3 protein-coding genes are annotated in these 2,455 nt (G+C 74.9%); all 3 read left to right on the top strand.

Features of this window, described 5'->3' with window-relative positions; all coding sequences use genetic code 11:
• Positions 1-886 (top strand): aspartyl/asparaginyl beta-hydroxylase domain-containing protein (locus AB0J52_RS36250; protein ID WP_500187432.1); only part of this gene is annotated, 886 nt, incomplete at its 5' end.
• Positions 887-911: 25 nt separating this feature from the next.
• Positions 912-2,132, top strand: coding sequence for a cytochrome P450 family protein (locus AB0J52_RS36245; RefSeq protein ID WP_500187431.1), 1,221 nt, complete (start codon positions 912-914; stop codon positions 2,130-2,132).
• Between the two features lie 90 nt (positions 2,133-2,222).
• Positions 2,223-2,455, top strand: a 233-nt coding sequence (locus AB0J52_RS36240; protein WP_500187430.1) for a LysR family transcriptional regulator, incomplete at its 3' end; no start/stop codon positions are given.

Raw genomic sequence — 2,455 nt, 5'->3', positions numbered from 1 at the left:
CGAGTTCGGCTGGCGGGCGCAGCGCGCCTACGGCCAGGACGGCCTGCGGCGCGAGGCGGAGATCGACTGGCGGATCCTGCCGCTGCGCTCGCCCGGCGGCGACCCCGAGCGCACCGACCCCGGCGGCGCCGGCCTGGTCCCGCACGCCGACACCCCGTACCTGGCGCGCGCGCCCTACATGGCGCAGGTGCTGGCGGACATCCCGGCGCCGCTGCGGGCCGTCCGGCTGATGGCGCTCGGGCCGGGCGCCCGCTGCCACGAGCACCGCGACGGCAAGTGCGGCTACCGGTGGGGCGCGATGCGGCTGCACGTCCCGGTCATCACCAACCCCGGCGCGGTCGTGGTGATCGGCGGCGAGGAGCGGCACTGGGACGCCGGGCGGCTCTGGTTCGGCGACTTCGACCGGCTCCACTACGTCCGCAACGACGGCGACGAGCCGCGCGTCCACCTGGTCATCGACGTCGGGCTGACGCCGGAGCTGCTCGCGCTGTTCCCGGCGGAGTTCCGCGACCGGCTGCCGTGGCGGGACGTGCTGTACGCGCGGCGCCCGAAGCCGCTCGGACCCGCCGACCTCGCCGCGCTGACCTGCGCTTTCGACATGCCCGCCGCGTTCCCCGACTGGTCGGAGGACGACGACGGCACACCGCGTCCCGACGTGCCCGGCTCGGTGCGCGTCCTGGACGGACGGCTCGTGCTGTGCGGTGCGGACGGCGCACCGCTGTTCGCGCTCGTCCACGTCGGCTCGGGCGAGTTCCGGTTCGAGGGCTGGACGGAGGAGCGCACCCTGCAGATCGACCTCGAATCCGGCGAGCCGTGCGTGCGCTACCGCGTGCGCCGCGGGACGTCCTGCGCCGAAGCGGTCCGGCCCGCCCGGCCGCTCCCGTGACCCCTCCACTCAGAAAGGCCGCCTTTTGACCGCGGAGACCACGCACAAGCAGTTCGACCTTCCCCGGGACTTCGCCCAGTGGCTCGACCCCTACTCGCTGCTCGCCGAGATCCGCGCCGAATCGCCCGTGCACCGCGCGACGATGCGCGGCGAGGTGGACGTCTGGGTCGTCAGCGGCTACGAGGAGTGCGTCGCCGTCCTCAACGACCCCCGGTTCTCCGCCGACCTGGAGGCGGCCCCGCGCATCACCGCGGGGCTGCCGCCGGAGCGGCGGCGCAACGTCCTGATGGAGAGCCTGCTCGCCTCGGACCCTCCGGACCACTCGCGGATGCGCGCCATCGTCGGCAAGGCGTTCACCGCACGCCGCGTCGCCGCGCTGGCCCCGCGCGTCCAGCAGATCGTGGACGAGCTGCTGGACGCGTTCGCCGCAGACGGCCGCGGCGACCTGGTCGAGGGCCTCGCCATGCCGCTGCCGATCGCGGTGATCTGCGAGCTGCTCGGGGTGCCGTTCGCGCGCGAGCGGTTCCGGAACTGGTCGGTCGGCCTCGCCATGCCGCCCGCCGACGGCGCGACTTTGGAACGTGCCGACGCCGCCCGCGCCGAGATGACCGCGTTCTTCACCGAGCAGATCGCGCTGAAGCGCGCCGACCCCGGCGACGACGTGCTGAGCGCCCTGGTGACCGCGCACGCCAACGAGGACGTCTCGGACGACGAGCTGGTCGGCCTGGCGATCATGCTGTTCCTGTCCGGGCACGAGACCACGCTGTGCTTCCTCGCCAACGCGGTGGTCGCGCTGCTCACCCATCCCGAGCAGCTGGCCGCGCTGCGCGCCGACCCGGCGCTGATCCCGCGCGCGGTGGACGAGCTGCTGCGCTACGACGGGCCGGTCGCGCGCGGCGTCGCCCGCTTCACGCTGGAGGACGTCCCCATCGCGGGCACGGTCATCCCGCGCGGCGAGATGGTCATGGTCGCGATCGGCGCCGGGAACCGCGACCCCGCCCGCTACCCCGACCCGGACGTCCTCGACCTGTCCCGGGAGAACAACCCGCAGATCGGCTTCGGGCACGGCATCCACCACTGCCTGGGCGCCGCGCTCGCCCGCCTGGAGATCGTCACCGCGCTGACGACCCTGCTGCGCCGCTTCCCCGACCTGGAGCTCGCCGTCCCGGTCGCCGACCTGCCGCGCCGTCCCGGGATGCTGCGCGGGCTGTCCCGCCTCCCCGTCACCTTCACCCCGGACCGCTGACGGCCGGCAGCGTGGGGACGTTCGCTCGCACGCTGCCGGGGGCCTGCGGCGGGAAGCCCGCACCGGCGGTCGCCGCATAGGCTCGGCGGCGTGAGCCATGGCAGTTCCGGTGGTCCGCTGGACCTGGCGCAGTTGCGGACGTTCCTCGCCGTCTACCGCGCCGGGTCGCTGACCGCCGCCGCGCGGCTGGTCGGGCTGTCCCAGCCGACCGTGACGACGCAGTTGCGCGCCCTGGAGGAGCGCACCGGGCGGCAGTTGTTCGAGCGGCTGCCGCGCGGGGTGATCCCCACCCCGGCGGCCGACGACCTCGCCGCGCGGCTCGC

Origin of the sequence: Spirillospora sp. NPDC049652, assembly GCF_040675125.1 — a bacterium.
Lineage (GTDB): Bacteria > Actinomycetota > Actinomycetes > Streptosporangiales > Streptosporangiaceae > Spirillospora.
Note: the sequence above shows the minus strand (reverse complement) of the source record. Positions and strands in the feature narration are given on the sequence as shown.